Origin of the sequence: Microbispora catharanthi, assembly GCF_006334915.2 — a bacterium.
Classification (GTDB): Bacteria; Actinomycetota; Actinomycetes; order Streptosporangiales; family Streptosporangiaceae; genus Microbispora; species Microbispora catharanthi.
Genome location: NZ_VDMA02000014.1, coordinates 59,647 through 74,682 on the forward strand (window position 1 = coordinate 59,647; position 15,036 = coordinate 74,682).

Annotated in this window: 8 protein-coding genes; 3 read left to right on the forward strand and 5 right to left on the reverse strand. The window is 66.4% G+C overall.

Features of this window, described 5'->3' with window-relative positions; translation table 11 throughout:
• Positions 1-325: 325 nt before the first annotated feature.
• The 3 genes from FH610_RS43825 to FH610_RS24930 all read left to right on the forward strand — a co-directional run bounded on the left by FH610_RS43825 (position 326) and on the right by FH610_RS24930 (position 4,818).
• On the forward strand, positions 326-1,831 hold the full coding sequence (locus FH610_RS43825; protein WP_205826037.1) for a trypsin-like serine peptidase: 1,506 nt from the start codon (positions 326-328) through the stop codon (positions 1,829-1,831).
• A 239-nt stretch (positions 1,832-2,070) separates the two neighbouring features.
• Positions 2,071-2,997 carry a 4-(cytidine 5'-diphospho)-2-C-methyl-D-erythritol kinase gene (locus FH610_RS24925; protein WP_139577259.1) on the forward strand — a complete coding sequence of 309 codons (927 nt, stop codon included), beginning with the start codon at positions 2,071-2,073 and terminating at the stop codon, positions 2,995-2,997.
• Positions 2,998-3,009: 12 nt separating this feature from the next.
• Entirely contained in the window at positions 3,010-4,818 is a 1,809-nt protein-coding gene (locus FH610_RS24930; RefSeq protein WP_139577260.1) for an ABC-F family ATP-binding cassette domain-containing protein, read from the forward strand.
• Positions 4,819-4,917: 99 nt separating this feature from the next.
• Here FH610_RS24930 and FH610_RS43830 read toward each other — a convergent pair whose 3' ends face one another.
• The 5 genes from FH610_RS43830 to FH610_RS24965 all read right to left on the reverse strand — a co-directional run bounded on the left by FH610_RS43830 (position 4,918) and on the right by FH610_RS24965 (position 14,849).
• The gene (locus FH610_RS43830; protein ID WP_205826038.1) at positions 4,918-6,372 is read right to left on the reverse strand and encodes a trypsin-like serine peptidase; all 1,455 of its coding nucleotides are present in this window, start codon (positions 6,370-6,372) and stop codon (positions 4,918-4,920) included.
• Between the two features lie 435 nt (positions 6,373-6,807).
• The gene (locus FH610_RS43835) at positions 6,808-8,388 is read right to left on the reverse strand and encodes a trypsin-like serine peptidase (RefSeq protein ID WP_205826039.1); all 1,581 of its coding nucleotides are present in this window, start codon (positions 8,386-8,388) and stop codon (positions 6,808-6,810) included.
• Between the two features lie 204 nt (positions 8,389-8,592).
• On the reverse strand, positions 8,593-10,161 hold the full coding sequence (locus FH610_RS24950) for a trypsin-like serine peptidase (protein ID WP_139577261.1): 1,569 nt from the start codon (positions 10,159-10,161) through the stop codon (positions 8,593-8,595).
• A 1,072-nt stretch (positions 10,162-11,233) separates the two neighbouring features.
• Complete coding sequence (locus FH610_RS43840) at positions 11,234-12,781, reverse strand: trypsin-like serine peptidase (RefSeq protein WP_205826040.1); 1,548 nt, start codon at positions 12,779-12,781, stop codon at positions 11,234-11,236.
• Positions 12,782-13,352: 571 nt separating this feature from the next.
• Entirely contained in the window at positions 13,353-14,849 is a 1,497-nt protein-coding gene (locus FH610_RS24965) for a trypsin-like serine peptidase (RefSeq protein WP_139577262.1), read from the reverse strand.
• Positions 14,850-15,036 lie beyond the last annotated feature (187 nt).

The following is a 15,036-nucleotide window of genomic DNA, read 5'->3' on the forward strand; positions in this document are numbered from 1 at the left end:
GCGGGTGCTCCGGCGGAGCGACTTTGACGTGATCAACTAGCCTTCCCGTTCCGTCGGATCAGTGTGATTTACATCACACTGGAACCCTGGCTGGATCAGTGACGATCAGTGACGGGTCTGCGACGGCGGCCTCTGTGATCAGCGAAAACGTGACGGTGCTGTGAGGGATTCGGGCGGCGACGGAAGTCGCGATCTTGACCGACCGACCAGACTGAAACGACTTAAGGCGGTCACAAGCCACAAATCCTCAGATAGCTTCTTACTCGTCCTTTACTGACGGATGGGGCGCAAGTGGCGCCCGACGATCAGACCAGGGAGTAGTAAGTTGAAGCGCACCCTCACCCTCGGCGGCATCGCGGTCGGCATGCTGGCCGCCGCCGCTGTCGCCACCCCCGCTGCACAGGCCGACACCGACGTCGCCCCGCCCATCAACCTGGCCAACACGAACTTCGCGGCCAAGCAGGTGGCGGCGTTCTGGTACGGCCAGAACAAGGCCAACCTCGTCAACGCCACGCCGTACAACGTCGAGACGACGCTGCCCACCAAGCACGTCTCGACCGGTGGCGCCTCCGCGGACAGCAAGGCCGGCGTCGTCGGCTCCAGCGGTGACAAGAAGGCCACCAGCGGCACGTCGAAGAACGTCAACCTGCCGAAGACCACCGGCAAGGTGTTCTTCATCGGCGCCGACCACAAGCCGCACTGGTGCTCGGCCACCGCCGTGCAGAGCCAGTACAAGAACCTGGTCGCGACCGCGGGTCACTGTGTCTACGACACGGTGAGCAACAAGGACACCCTCGACAAGTGGGTGTTCATCCCGGGTTACTACCAGGGCAAGACCCCGTGGGGCATCTACGTGGGTAAGACCGCGTACACCCACTACGACTTCGACGTGTACGAGGACGGCGACCGCGACTACGCGTTCGTCACCGTGTACAACGGCGTCCTGCCCACCAGCGTCTCGACCGACAAGGTCAAGAACTGGGTGGACAACCGCACGTTCGAGACCAGGGCCGAGGCCGAGAAGGCCCAGAAGGAGCTGGAGCTCAAGAGCACCGGCTTCGCGGGCAAGATCGTGCCGGTGGTGGACTACACCAAGCGGGTCCCCCTCCGCACGCCGGACTCGACGAAGGCGCCCGCCACTCGCGACCAGCTCGGCGGCAACACCGACGCGAACCGGACCACCCTGGAGAACCAGGCCAAGAACAACGGCACCTCCACCTACGCCGACAAGACGTGGGGCACGGTCGTCAGCCGGGTCTCCAAGGGCGAGTTCGGCAACGGTGGCTGGTCGTCCGACGGCAAGGCCTTCTACTTCGCCAAGGACAACGGCTGGTACAAGGCGACCTACTGGGGCAACTTCGACGTCGACTACAAGCTGCGCGGCAGGCTGGTCGACATCGCCCTCAAGGACGTCGGCACCCTGGGCGCCAACGTCGGTGGGCAGGGCCTGGCCTACAACCAGAAGATCGGCACGTCCGTCTTCGTGTTCGGTTACCCGAGCGGGTCGCACCCGGACGGCAACTACGCCTTCACCGGCAAGACCCTCAAGTGGAGCTACGGCAAGACCTTCAAGGCGGCCGCTCCGTCCATGAAGGCCGAGGAGCTGGTGGGCATCAAGTCCTCCTTCACCGGTGAGGGCTCGATCGGCTCGTCCTGGCTGTACCGCTACAGCAGCACCAAGCGTCTCGGTTACCTGAACGGTGTGACCATCGCGGTCTCCGACACCGACGGCAACAAGCGCATCGACACCAGCGTCTCCCCGTACTTCGACGGTGAGACCCTGGCCGTCTACCAGTACGCCGCGAAGTTCGCTTCCGGCAAGATCGTCTGAGACTAGCTCTCTGACGGTCTGACTGGACCACAGGAAAGGGCCCGGCCTCCCGCCGGGCCCTTTTCGCGTGCGGGCACGGTTGATCAGCGGAAACTCGCGAGATGTCCCCAGGGGCGTGTGACGCTAAGCTCGGATCTCATGGTCAGGCACAGACGACGTGGCCCCGCCCGTCGCCCAAAACCAGGACGACACGCACCGGGACGACACGCGCGAGGACGGCACGAGTCGGTGAACGGGCGATGAGCGCGATCAGCGTGCGCGTGCCGGCGAAGGTCAACCTCCAGCTCGCGGTCGGCCCGCTGCGCGATGACGGCTACCACGACCTGGTGAACGTCTTCCATGCGGTCTCGCTGTTCGACGAGGTCACCGCCGCCGAGCCGCTCGACGGGGACCCCTCCGCCGCCCCGCTGGGGGTCAGGGTCGAGGGGGACCTCACCGGAGAGGTTCCGGTGAGCGACGACAACCTCGCCGTCCGGGCCGCCAGGGCGCTGGCCGATCGGGCGGGCCGTTCCTACCGGGCCGATCTGCTGATCCGCAAGTCGATCCCGGTGGCGGGCGGCATGGCCGGGGGGAGCGCCGACGCCGCCGCGGCGCTGGTGGCCTGCAACGAGCTGTGGGGCCTCGGCCTGCCCGTCGAAGACCTGATGGAGATCGCCGCCGATATCGGTAGCGACGTGCCGTTCGCGCTGCTCGGCGGCACCGCCGTGGGCACCGGACGCGGCGAGCGGCTCGCTCCGCTGGAGACCGCCGGGGTCTTCCACTGGGTCTTCGCGCTCGCCGACGGCGGTCTGTCCACCCCGAGGGTGTACGGCGAGTGCGACCGGCTGCGCGAGGAGGCGGGGGTGGCCGCGCCCACGCCCGCGGTGAGCGAGGCCCTGCTCGCCGCCCTGCGCGAGGGCGACGCGAAGTCGCTCGGGCAGGCGCTGTCCAACGACCTCCAGCCCGCCGCCCTGGCGCTGCGCCCCTCGCTCGCGGGCACGCTCGCCCTGGGGCGTGAGCACGGGGCGCTCGGCGCGATCGTCTCCGGGTCCGGTCCCACCTGCGCCTTCCTGGCCGAGTCGGCCGAGCGGGCGCACGAGCTGGCCGCCCTGATCAAGGACGTGGACGGCTGCCGCGCCGTCGTCACCGCCCACGGGCCCGTCCCCGGGGCCACCGTGGCCGGATAAGCTTGACGGGCGATGAATCTGGTCAATCTGGAGTCCGTCTCCCACGCCTTCGGGCCCAAGCCCCTGCTCGCCGACGTCTCTCTCGGGCTGGAGGAAGGCGACCGGATCGGCGTCGTCGGCCGCAACGGCGGCGGCAAGACCACGCTCATCTCGATCATCGCCGGGGCGCTGAAGCCCGACAGCGGCCGGGTCACGCATACCCGCGGCCTGCGTGTCGGCACGCTCTCCCAGCGTGACCAGTTCGACCCGGACACCGCGGTGAAGGACATCGTCCTGGCCGGCCGGGCCGAGCACGAGTGGGCCGGTGACGCCGCGATCAGGGAGATCCTCGCCAACCTGCTCGCCGACATCGACCTCGCGGCTCCCGCGGGCGCGCTGTCGGGCGGTGAGCGTCGCCGTACGGCCCTGGCGCGGCTGCTGATCGAGAAGCACGACCTGCTGATCCTCGACGAGCCCACCAACCACCTCGACATCGAGGCCATCGCCTGGCTCGCCGGGCATCTCGTCCAGCGTAAGTCCGCGCTGCTCGTCGTCACCCACGACCGGTGGTTCCTCGACGCGGTCTCCACCCGCACGTGGGAGGTCGTGGACGGCTCCGTCGAGCGATACGAGGGCGGCTACGCGGCGTACGTGCTGGCCAAGGCCGAGCGGGCGCGGATCGCGCAGGCCGCGGAGGAGCGCCGGCAGAACCTCATGCGCAAGGAGATCGCCTGGCTGCGGCGCGGACCGCCGGCCCGGACCTCCAAGCCCAAGTTCCGGATCAACGCGGCCGAGGCGCTGATCGCGAACGAGCCGCCGCCGCGGGAGACCGTCGAGCTGCTGAACTTCGCCTCGGCGCGGCTCGGCAAGACCGTCGCGGACCTGGAGGACGTGACGCTCCACGCGGGCGGCCCGGCATCGGGTCCGCTGGTGCTCGACCACTGCACCTACCAGTTCGGCCCGGGGGACCGGATCGGCCTGATCGGGGTGAACGGCTCGGGCAAGTCGTCGGTGCTGCGCCTGCTGTCCGGCACGGTCGAGCCCGACTCCGGCCGTATGGTGCGCGGCAAGACGGTGCGGCTCGCGCACCTGTCGCAGGAGCTGGCCGAGCTGGACCCCACGCGGCGGGTGCTGGAGACGGTCGAGGAGATCCGCAAGTACGTCCAGGTGGGCAAGAAGGAGTGGTCGGCCTCCCAGCTGCTCGAACGCCTCGGCTTCCGGGGCGAGGCGCAGTGGAAGGTCGTCGGCGACCTGTCGGGCGGCGAGCGGCGGCGACTTCAGCTCCTCAGACTGATCATGGACGAGCCGAACGTCCTGCTGCTCGACGAGCCGACCAACGACCTCGACATCGAGACGCTCACCGAGCTGGAGGACCTCCTCGACGCCTGGCCGGGCACGCTCGTGGTGGTCAGCCACGACAGGTACTTCCTGGAGAGGGTGGCCGACCGCTGCGTCGCGCTCCTGGGGGACGGCAGGCTCTCGATGCTGCCGGGCGGCGTGGACGAATACCTGGAACGCCGTGCGGCGGGCGCGGCCCTGTCGGCCCGGGCGGCCTCCGCCGCGAGCGTTCCCGAGCGGGCCGGCCAGGACGACCAGCCGGCGCCCGCGGGCGGGCTGTCCGCCAAGGAGCTGCGGGAGCTGCAGAAGGAGCTCAACCGGCTGGAACGGCAGATCGACAAGTTCGGCGAGCGTGAGGCGAAGCTGCACGCCGAGATGGCCGAGGCGGCGAGCGACTTCGAACGTCTGGCCAAGCTCGACGCCGAGCTGCGGGAGATCGCCGCGCAGAAGGAGTCGGCCGAGCTCGAGTGGATGACGGCGGCCGAGCGCCTCGAAGGGCAGTAGAGCGGCGTCGGCCGGCCACGGTCTCGACGTCGCCATGCGATGAGGAACGCAAAAGGGGCCCGGCGCGGTGCCGGGCCCCTTCGCGTGCGCGGTGGCGGATCAGACGATCTTGCCGGACCAGTTGTTCGCGGCGACCTTGTACACGCCGTAGGTCTCGCCGTCGAAGTACGGGGAGACGCTGGTGTCGTAGCGCTGGTTGCCGTCGCGGTCGGCGACGCCGATGGTCACGCCGTTGAGGTAGCCGAGCCGCTTGGTGTTGCTGTAGCGGTACAGCCACGCCGAGCCGAGCGCGCCCTCACCGGTGAACGACGACTTGATCCCCACGAGCTCCTGGGCGTTGATGGTGGGGGAGCTGGCCTTGAAGGTCTTGCCGTACGACCACTTGAGGGTGTTGCCGGAGAAGGCGTGGTTGCCGTCCGGGTGCGAGCCGCTCGGGTAGCCGAAGACGAAGGTGCCGCTGCCGATCTTCTGGTTGTAGGCCAGGCCCTGGCCGCCGACGTTGGAGCCGAGGGTGCCGACGTCCTTGAGACCGATCGACAGGGTCCGGCCGGTCAGGCGGTAGTCGACGTCGTAGTTGATCCAGTAGGTGCGGACGACGTACTTGTCGCCCTTCTTGAGGTAGAAGGCCTTGCCGTCGGCCGACGCCTTGCCCTCGTCCCAGCCGTCGGGCTTGGAGGTGTACTCCTTGTCCGTGACGCCGGTGCCCTCCTTGAACGGCCCGTTCGCCGGAGTGCCCTCGGGGTTGAGCTTCTTCCACTCGTCCCGCTTGACGTAGACCTTCTCCGACTCGCGGGTGCCCTCCTTGACCACGTGGTCGGTGTCGAGGACGGGCCGGATACGCAGGTGGGAGTAGGCGTTGTCCCTGTCGAGCCTGGCCTTGGCCCACCGCGCCTGACGGTAGGTCTCGAAGGTGCGGGCGTAGTGCTTGCTGGAACCGCCGGTGGGCAGGACGCCGTTGTAGACGGTCACGAACGCGTAGTCGCGGTCGCCGTCCTCGTAGACGTCGTAGTCGTAGTGGGTGTACGCGGTCTTACCCACGTAGATGCCCCACGGGGTCTTGCCCTGGTAGTAGCCGGGGACGAAGACCCACTTGTCGAGGGTCGCCTTGTTGCTCTTGGTGTCGTACACGCAATGGCCGGCGGTCGCCACCAGGTTCTTGTAGTGCGACTGGACCGCGGTCGCAGTGCACCAGTGCGGTCTGTGGTCGGCGCCGATGAAGAACACCTTGCCCGTGGTGCGGGGCAGGTTGACGTTCTTCGTGCTGGTGGTCGCCTTCTTGTCGCCGCTGGACCCGACGACGCCGGGCTTGCTGTCCGCGGACGCCCCGCCGGTCGACACGTGCTTGGCCGAGACTCGCGTCTCCACGTTGTACGGCTTGGCGTTGCGGAGGTTGGCCATACGCTCGCCGAACCAGAAGGCGGCGACCTGCTTGGCGGCGAAGTTGGAGCTGGCCAGGGTGTCGTGCGGTACGGAGTCCGCGTGTGCGGGGGCGGCGACGACCGCGGAGGCCAGCAGGCCCGCGGCTACGCCACCGAATGCGAGGGTGCGCTTCAAGGGGTGTTCTCCTCGGTCTGTCGGGGGCACAAAGTTCGCCCACACGTCAGTAAAGGGACGGTAAGCAAGCTATCGGAGGAGTCAGGCGGAAAGTAGCGCTGAAAACCGCTCCGTCGGCGCACCAGAGATGATCGAGGTCGGATCCGAACCTGAAAGGTTCCTGTGTTTCCGCTGATGAGATGCTGATTTCGAGAGGTCACGATCACGTTGCGTCACTGATCGTCCAAGGCGATAATGTGATGCAAATCACATTTATCGGATGGAACCGTGGGGTGACGTGATCACGTCTGATTTCACCCGTGCGCGCGCCGGCAGCGATCCCGACGGGGCGCAGAGCATAGGGAGAGCGCGGGGGCGGCCCGGAGGGCGCCGGAGAGCCGGGAAACGAAAGAAGGGCCCGGCAGACTGCCGGGCCCTTCGCGTGAGGTCGAGCGCTTAGACGATCTTGCCGGACGCGGCGGTCGCGGCGACCTTGTAGACGCCCAGGGTCTCGCCGTCGAAGTACGGCGAGATGCTGGTGTCGTACCGGTCGTTGCCGTCGGTGTCCGAGACGCCGATGGTCACGCCGTTGAGGTAGCCGAACCGCTTCTTGTTGTCGTACCTGTACAGCCAGCCGGAGCCGAGCGCGCCCTCACCGGTGAAGGAGGACTTGATGCCCTGGAGCGCCTCGCCCTTGATGGACGGCGCCACGGCGGGGAAGGTCTTGCCGTAGCTGTACTTGAGGGTCTTGCCGGTGAAGGCGTAGTTGCCGTCCGGGTGCGACCCGCTCGGGTAGCCGAACACGTAGGTCGGCTGGCCGACCTTCTGGTTGTACGCGAGGCCCTGGCCGGGGACGTTGTCGCCGAGGGGGCCGACGTCCTTCAGCGTGATATCCACGATCTTGCCGACCAGCTTGTAGTCCAGGTCGAACTTGGCCCAGAAGTTGACCTTGTAGTAGCCGTGGTCGTAGATGAAGTAGACGCTCTTCCCGTCCTCGGAGACGCGGAACACGAGGTCGCCGAGCTTCACCTCGTCCTTGGCCGAGTCATACTCGGTGAGCGAGACGCGGGTGACCTTGATCCCGGTGCCGGGCGCGGTCTTGAAGTCGGTCGTCTCCCCGCGGCCCTTGTTCAGGATGTCCACCGCGTCCTTGGTCGCGGGGGCCTTGTTCTCAGCCGTCAGAGCCGCCGCCTGGAGGTTCTGCCAGTGCGCCCAGGTGCAGACGTCGACCCACGCCTGCTGGTATTCCGTGTTCTTCTTGTCCCTGACGACCGTCTCGGGCTTGGACACGAACGGCACGATCTTGCCGGCCCAGCCCGTCTCCTTGATCTCGACGTCCTTCTGGGCCTTCTCGGCCTCGGCCAGAGTCTTGAAGACCCGCTTGTCGACCCAGTTCTTGACGCTGTCGGTCTTCACGTCGGTGACCTGGACGCCGTTGTAGACGGCCACGAACGCGTAGTCGAAGTCGCCGTCCCCGTAGACCTCGTAGTCGAAGTGGGTGAAGGCCGTCTTGCCGACGTAGATGCCCCACGGGGTCTTGCCCTGGTAGTAGCCGGGCACGAAGACCCACTTGCTCATCGTGTCCCTCTCCTTCACTGTGCTGAAGACACAGTGACCGGCGGTGGCCACGAGGTTCTTGTGCCCGCTCTGAATGGCGGTGGCGGTGCACCAGTGCGGCTTGTTGTCGGCGCCGACGAAGAAGACCTTGCCGGAGGACCGGGGCAGGTTGACGTTCTTCGAGGTGCCGGTGGGCTTCTGTTCGCCGCTGGACCCGACGACGCCCGGCTTGACGGAGGTGGGCTCCTTCGGCAGGTGGGCGACGACCTTGGACGAGACCTTGGTCTCGACGTTGTACGGCGTGGCGTTGATCAGGTTGGCCATCTTCTCGCCGTACCAGAACGCGGCCACCTGCTTGGCGGCGAAGTTGGTCTCGGCCAGGGGCTTGGCCGGAACCTTCTCCGCCTGGGCGGGGGAGGCGACGACGGCGGAAGCCAGCAGGCCGGCCGCCACGCCGCCAAGAGCGAGGGTGCGCTTCACTTTTTCTCCCAGGTCTGGCGTGGGGCGTGACTATTGCCCCATGCGTCAGTAAAGGATGGGAATAAAGTTATCGGAGGAGATCATTGGGGCGTAAGGGCTGTTACTGGAGCGATGCGTGACAGCCACCCGCGATATAGGAAAAGGGCCCGGCTGGAGGCCGGGCCCTTCCCTTTATGGTCCAGTCAGAGCGTCAGAGAACTAGTCTCAGACGATCTTGCCGGAAGCGAACTTCGCGGCGTACTGGTAGACGGCCAGGGTCTCACCGTCGAAGTACGGGGAGACGCTGGTGTCGATGCGCTTGTTGCCGTCGGTGTCGGAGACCGCGATGGTCACACCGTTGAGGTAACCGAGACGCTTGGTGTTGCTGTAGCGGTACAGCCAGGACGAGCCGATCGAGCCCTCACCGGTGAAGGAGGACTTGATCCCGACGAGCTCCTCGGCCTTCATCGCCGGAGCGGCGGCCTTGAAGGTCTTGCCGTAGGCCCACTTGAGGGTCTTGCCGGTGAAGGCGTAGTTGCCGTCCGGGTGCGAGCCGCTCGGGTAACCGAAGACGAAGATCCCGGTGCCGATCTTCTGGTTGTAGGCCAGGCCCTGCCCACCGACGTTGGCACCCAGGGAGCCGACGTCCTTCAGCGCGATGTCCACGATGTGGCCACGCAGCTTGTAGTCGACGTCGTAGTTCACCCAGAGGGTGACCTTGTACCAGCCGTTGTTGTAGGCGAAGTAGAAGGTCTTCAGGTCCTCCGAGACGCCGACCTTGTCGTCGTGCCACTTGGCGCCGTTGAACTCGTCGTGGCTGATACGAGTGACGGTGACGCCGGTGCCGGGAGACACCTTGAAGTCCGTCGTGCCACCGCGAGTCTGGTCGAGCTTGGCCGCCAGCGCCTCGATGTCCTGCTGGGAGGGGTTGCTGAGGGTCTGGTACTGCTCGCCCCAGCCCTGCGCCCAAGCGAACTGGCAGAGGTTGACGTACTCCCTCTTCGACTCGTCGTGCCGGTTGCGAACCACGGTGCCGTAGTCCACGACGGGGACGATGTCGCCGGCCCAGCCGGTGGTCTTGAGCTCGAGGTCCTTGCGGGCCTTCTCCGCCTCGGCCTTGGTCTCGAACCGGCGGTTGTCGACCCAGTTCTTGACGTGGTCGACGGCCACGTCGGTGACCTGGACGCCGTTGTACACGGTGACGAACGCGTAGTCGCGGTCGCCGTCCTCGTAGACGTCGTAGTCGTAGTGGGTGTAGGCGGTCTTACCGACGTAGATGCCCCACGGGGTCTTGCCCTGGTAGTAACCCGGGATGAACACCCACTTGTCGAGGGTCTCCTTGTTGGTCGCCGTGTCGTAGACACAGTGACCCGCGGTCGCGACCAGGTTCTTGTAGCCGCTCTGCACCGAGGTGGCCGAGCACCAGTGAGGCTTGCCGTCGCCGCCGATGAAGAACACCTTGCCGGTGGTCTTCGGCAGGTTGACGTTCTTCAGGGTCGCCGTGGAGGGCTTCTGGTCGCCGCTGGAGCCGACAACGCCGGCCTTGCTGTCGGCCGAAGCACCACCCGTGGAGACGTGCTTGGTGGGCAGCGTCGTCTCGACGTTGTACGGCGTCGCGTTGATCAGGTTTGCCCGGGCCTCGCCGAACCAGAACGCCGCCACCTGCTTGGCGGCGAAGTTCGTGTTCGCGAGGTTGACGGCCGGGATCTCGTCGGCGGCGTGAGCCGGCGCGGCGACGACGGCAGAGGCCAGCAGGCCCGCCGCGATCCCGCCGAGAGCGAGGGTGCGCTTCATGGATTTCTCCCAGGTCTGTCGTGGGACGACACTTGCGCCCCATGCGTCAGTGAAGGATCGAGGAGAAAGCTATAGGAGGAAGAAGGGGTACGTAAGACGATTCGAGTGGCCTATTCGCAAGGCACTAATGACGCGTCGATGCTCGATCTGTCCTGGTTGACAGCGTTTTCGCTGATCACATACGCATTCTCCGATCCTCCTCACCTCGAGTCATGGAACGGTTTAGGATGCGGTGTGACGCAAATCACATCTATTGGATGAAACCAGTGGGCGGCCGAGTCCCGTCAAAATCGGTCTCGCTACCGGGCGCGTGCCGGAGGAGACGCTCCGTATCGTTGCGGAGGAAGCCGAGAGCGCGCCCGGAGGGCATGCGGGATGACACCGCGTCCGTGCCGATCCTCCCGGGCCGATTCTCCTGAGAAACGGCCCGGGAGCAGGCTGGCGGCTGCCCCTCAAGCGGTGGTCGGCTGGCGCCGTGGTGTGTGTCTGACAATCTTCCGGCGGCCGTCGGCGAAGATCTCGCCGACGAGGCCCAGGGCCAAGGTGTCGCGCGCTCCCCTGCGGGAGGCGACCCCTAACACCGTCGTGGATAGTGCCGTAGCAGGCCTGAGCCGGATACGCGCGGGCGGAGTCTGAGCCGACGCGGGACTCGAGATGCCGGCGCCGGAGACGGAAGGCTCGTGCGTCGGCGTGGCGGGCGTGGAGCGTGCTGTCGACGTGGACGGCAGAGATGTCTCCCGTTCGTCTGACGCAGGCCGTGAGATACCGCGTCCCTGGCGGTGGGGCGAGCGTGACCTGGCGGCACACACCGTCGCTTCGCCGCCGGATGGGACGGCGAGCCGGCGTGCCTGCGACGCCTGAGCCGAATGGCCCCCTTCACCGCAAGGCGGCGGAGCCTCGGCTCTCCGCTGTTTCGCAGGCGCGGCCGGGTTCTTTATGACCGCTCATGCGGCCGCACCGGTCGCCGCGCCCATTCGGCATTCGGCGAAAGCGGGCGAGGAATAGGAAAAGGGCCCGGCTTGAGGCCGGGCCCTTCCCTTTACAGTCCAGTCAGAGCGTCAGAGAGCTAGTCTCAGACGATCTTGCCGGAAGCGAACTTCGCGGCGTACTGGTAGACGGCCAGGGTCTCACCGTCGAAGTACGGGGAGACGCTGGTGTCGATGCGCTTGTTGCCGTCGGTGTCGGAGACCGCGATGGTCACACCGTTCAGGTAGCCAAGACGCTTGGTGTTGCTGTAGCGGTACAGCCACGAGGAACCGATCGAGCCCTCACCGGTGAAGGAGGACTTGATGCCCACCAGCTCCTCGGCCTTCATCGCCGGAGCGGCGGCCTTGAAGGTCTTGCCGTAGGCCCACTTGAGGGTCTTGCCGGTGAAGGCGTAGTTGCCGTCCGGGTGCGACCCGCTCGGGTAACCGAAGACGAAGACCCCGGTGCCGATCTTCTGGTTGTAGGCCAGGCCCTGCCCACCCACGTTGCTGCCGAGGGTGCCGACGTCCTTCAGGGCGATGTCGACGATGTGGCCACGCAGCTTGTACTTCTTGGCCACGTTCACCCAGAAGGTGGCCTTGTAGAAGCCGTTGTCCTTCTTGTAGTAGAGGACACCGTCCTTGACGCCGCTGTCCTTGTCGCCGACGGCCGCGATGTACTCGTCCCTCGTGATCCGAGTGACCTCGTAGCCGGCCTTGCCGTGCCAGGTGTTGAGGTCCAGGGTCCCACCACGGACCAGCGCCGGAACGTCTCCCGCCTTGTCCAGGTGGAGGAACTGGCACCACTCGTCGAGGCCGAAGTAGACCTTCTGGGACTCCTCGCCGTGCCTGGCGATACGCCAGTCCCAGCGCTCGTCCCAGGGGTTCTTGACGTCGTTCGGGCCGAAGGCCACGATCTCGCCGGCCCAGCCGGTGGTCTTGAGCTCAAGGTCCTTGCGGGCCTTCTCCGCCGCCTCGCGGGTGTCGAAGAAGCGGTTGTCCACCCAGTTCTTGACGTGGTCGACGGCCACGTCGGTGACCTGGACGCCGTTGTACACGGTGACGAACGCGTAGTCGCGGTCGCCGTCCTCGTACACGTCGTAGTCGTAGTGGGTGTAGGCGGTCTTACCGACGTAGATGCCCCACGGGGTCTTGCCCTGGTAGTAGCCGGGCACGAAGACCCACTTGTCGAGGGTCTCGCGGTTGCTCACCGTGTCGTAGACACAGTGACCGGCGGTCGCCACCAGGTTCTTGTAGCCGCTCTGCACCGAGGTGGCCGAGCACCAGTGAGGCTTGCCGTCGCCGCCGATGAAGAACACCTTGCCGGTGGTCTTCGGCAGGTTGACGTTCTTCAGGGTCGCCGTGGAGGGCTTCTGGTCGCCGCTGGAGCCGACAACGCCGGCCTTGCTGTCGGCCGAAGCACCACCGGTCGAGACGTGCTTGGTGGGCAGCGTCGTCTCGACGTTGTACGGCGTCGCGTTGATCAGGTTTGCCCGGGCCTCGCCGAACCAGAACGCCGCCACCTGCTTGGCGGCGAAGTTCGTGTTCGCGAGGTTGATGGCCGGGATCTCGTCGGCGGCGTGAGCCGGCGCGGCGATGGCGGCGGAGGCCAGCAGGCCCGCCGCGATCCCGCCGAGGGCGAGAGTGCGCTTCATGGATTTCTCCCTGGTCTGTCGTGGGACGTCACTTGCGCCCCATGCGTCAGTGAAGGAACGAGGAGAAAGGTATAGGAGGAATAAGGGTGGTGTAAGTGGTCTCGCGGGGTTCGTTCTCCAGCCGCCAACCCCGCGCCATGGGCGCGTCGGGTGGCTCGCGCGACGTTTTGGCTGATCATCTATGGACCGGTCCGACCGTCCTTACCTTGGGTAATGGAACGGTTCAGGACGGATGTGACGCAAATCACAGTTTGCGGTGAAACCGGGAAAGGTCCTAATGCCGTCAAAACGGTCACATTGCCAAGGGGTCGCTGAAGCCGCTCGAGCCGTCCCCCCGGGCGAGCGCGCCGCACTTCCGAACCGCATGCCGCGTCGGCGCCGCGGATGCCGCCTGCGGACCGGATCAGGCAGGCCCTCGGCGTCCTGACCATCGAGATCGATCGGGCCACCGACCCGCCGTTTGATCAGTCAGCCGACCTTGACGGCCATGTGACCTCCGGGCATGCGAAAAGGGCCCGGCGGGAGGCCGGGCCCTTTCCTGTGGTCCAGTCAGAGCGTCAGAGAACTAGTCTCAGACGATCTTGCCGGAAGCGAACTTCGCGGCGTACTGGTAGACGGCCAGGGTCTCACCGTCGAAGTACGGGGAGACGCTGGTGTCGATGCGGTCGTTGCCGTCGGTGTCGGAGACCGCGATGGTCACACCGTTCAGGTAACCGAGACGCTTGGTGCTGCTGTAGCGGTACAGCCAGGACGAGCCGATCGAGCCCTCACCGGTGAAGGAGGACTTGATGCCCACCAGCTCCTCGGCCTTCATGGACGGAGCGGCCGCCTTGAAGGTCTTGCCGTAGCTCCACTTGAGGGTCTTGCCGGTGAAGGCGTAGTTGCCGTCCGGGTGCGACCCGCTCGGGTAACCGAAGACGAAGATCCCGGTGCCGATCTTCTGGTTGTAGGCCAGGCCCTGCCCACCGACGTTGGCGCCCAGGGAGCCGACGTCCTTCAGCGCGATGTCCACGATGTGGCCACGCAGCTTGTAGTCGACGTCGAACAGGACCCAGAACTGGGCCTTGTAGTAGCCGTTGTCCTTCGTGTAGTAGAAGGACTTGCCGTCCGACGAGAAGCCGCCGTCGCCGTACTCCTGCTTGCTGACACGGGTGATGGTGAAGCCGGCCCGCCTGCCCAGCTTGACGTCGGTGCTCTCGCCGCGGACGAGCGCCTCGGTGTTCTCCTTCGCCCAGCCGGTCAGCCTGCAGAAGTCGTCCCAGCTGACGTAGCCCTTGACCGACTCCTCGCCCTTCTGGGCCAGGTGCCAGCGGTCGGGAACGGCCACGATGTCGCCGGCCCAGCCGGTGGTCTTGAGCTCGAGGTCGTGACGGGCCTTCTCCGCCTCGGCCTTGGTCTCGAACGTGCGGTTGTCCACCCAGTTCTTGACCTTGTCGGTCGACACGCTGGTGGGCAGGACGCCGTTGTAGACGGTCACGAACGCGTAGTCGCGGTCGCCGTCCTCGTAGACGTCGTAGTCGTAGTGGGTGTAGGCGGTCTTGCCCACGTAGATGCCCCACGGGGTCTTGCCCTGGTAGTAGCCGGGGATGAAGACCCACTTGTCCAGCGTGGCCTTGTTGGTCGCCGTGTCGTAGACGCAGTGACCGGCGGTCGCGACCAGGTTCTTCCACTGGCTCTGCACGGCGGTGGCCGAGCACCAGTGCGGCTTGTTGTCGCCGCCGATGAAGAACACCTTGCCGGTGGTCTTCGGCAGGTTGACGTTCTTCAGGGTCGCAGTGGAGGCCTTCTGGTCACCGCTGGAGCCCACGACGCCGGCCTTGCTGTCGGCCGAAGCACCGCCCGTGGAGACGTGCTTGGTCGGGATCGTGGTCTCGACGTTGTACGGCGTGGCGTTGATCAGGTTGGCCTTGTTCTGGCCGTACCAGAACGCCGCCACCTGCTTGGCGGCGAAGTTCGTGTTGGCCAGGTTGACGGCCGGGATCTCGTCGGCGGCGTGAGCCGGCGCGGCGACGACGGCAGAGGCCAGCAGGCCCGCCGCGATCCCGCCAAGAGCGAGGGTGCGCTTCATGGGTTTCTCCCAGGTCTGTCGTGGGACGCCGCTTGCGCCCCATTCGTCAGTGAAGGATCGAGGAGAAAGCTATAGGAGAGTTTTCTGAGGCGTAAGTGATCGGCGGCGTGCGCTCGCAGCCGCCTCCGCTGTGCCGATCCCTCGTCCGGCTGCGCCCGGCGACGTTTTGGCTGATCACCAAGGGTGA